Source organism: Clostridium sp. DJ247, from assembly GCF_014231265.1.
In genome coordinates this window covers 1-1,375 of the sequence record NZ_JABAIW010000133.1, presented here as the reverse complement: position 1 = coordinate 1,375, position 1,375 = coordinate 1, and the positions used below count along the sequence as shown (strand labels likewise).

At 29.5% G+C, this 1,375-nt stretch carries 1 protein-coding gene; it reads right to left on the bottom strand.

What is annotated here, in order from left to right; translation table 11 throughout:
• Positions 1-405 precede the first annotated feature (405 nt).
• Positions 406-1,155 carry a peptidyl-prolyl cis-trans isomerase gene (locus HGI79_RS22390; RefSeq protein ID WP_185652877.1) on the bottom strand — a complete coding sequence of 250 codons (750 nt, stop codon included), beginning with the start codon at positions 1,153-1,155 and terminating at the stop codon, positions 406-408.
• Positions 1,156-1,375: the final 220 nt, after the last annotated feature.

The window sequence follows — 1,375 nt, the reverse complement described above, 5'->3', positions numbered from 1 at the left end:
TTTTCAAAGATCTTGTCGCTTCTTAGCGACTTATTTATCTTATCATGGTCACTTAACTTTGTCAACAACTTTTTTAATATTATTACTTAAAGTGCTAATATATTTTGTTAACCATTGAATAAGTAATTGTACTCTTTAAAAATCATATTAACACTTATTAGTTTCCATATTAATATGTCTACTTCAGAGCACGAATGTTATAATATCACTTTTGTTAACATAAATTAGATGTGTGGCTCGTGCATATTTCAATTTATCATTAATATACTTTAAATTTCACAAAACCTCTTTATATTACATATATTGATACTCTAGGACAAGTTTATATTGATTAGAACTCATAATTATGCTTTCTAATAGTAATATAAAACAAGACCTGGATAACTTACCAGATCTTGTTTTATATTATTGATTTATGATTTCTACACTATACTTATTTCTCAATTCATTATTTACTTCAGAATATTTAAAAGCCTGTCTTTCTTGTAAAAGATTATTCTTTATCATATCTTTTACTTCTTCAAAAGGTTTTGAGGAACTTTCATGTTTTTCTTCAACCTTAACTAAATGATAACCAAATTGAGTTTTAACTGGTTCACTTATAACTCCTTCTGCAAGACTAAATGCTGCAGCTTCAAATTCAGGTACCATCTGACCTCTTCCAAACTTTCCAAGGTTACCTTCCTGTGCTTTTGAAGGACATGATGAATATTCTTGTGCAGCTTTTTCAAAAGACATACCACCTTTTATCTCATCAAGTATATCCTTTGCCTTCTCTTCTGTTTGTACTAATATATGTTTTGCAGTTACCATCTCAGGTTCCACGAACATCTCTTTGTTTGCATTATAGTAGTCTTCAACCTCTTTATCGGTTACAACTACTTGTGACATTATATTTGAAATAGCTGTTTGAGTCAAAATTTCCTTTTTAACTGCTTCTAATTGATTTATATATTCTTCACTGTTTTCTATTCCTGAATCCTTAGCATAATTATAGATAAGCTCAAAAGATATTATTTCATCTAATAACTGCTTTTTACCATTTTCCGTTTTTAGATAGGACTGTCTTTCTCTTGGGAATCTTGCTATTGTTGCTTCTAAATCTCTTTCAGTTATTTTTTGCCCATTTACAATGGCTAGTATTTTATCTTCCATAATTTTTTCTCCTTTATTTTATATTATTCATACTAGAACTACTCTTATAGCCCAAATCAATTATGTCATACTTTAATGTTTTTTTCTATATTTACTTTATAAATATATTCAGAAATAAAAAAGCCTCAGATTAAATCTGAAGCTTTGGTGGCTAGACCAGGAATCGAACCAGGGACACGAGGATTTTCAGTCCTCTGCTCTACCGACTGAGCTATCTAGC

What these genes read in the sequence shown, in the direction of transcription:
- HGI79_RS22390 (WP_185652877.1), bottom strand. Translation starts at nt 1,155, where the DNA reads ATGGAAGATAAAATACTAGCCATTGTAAATGGGCAAAAAATAACTGAA.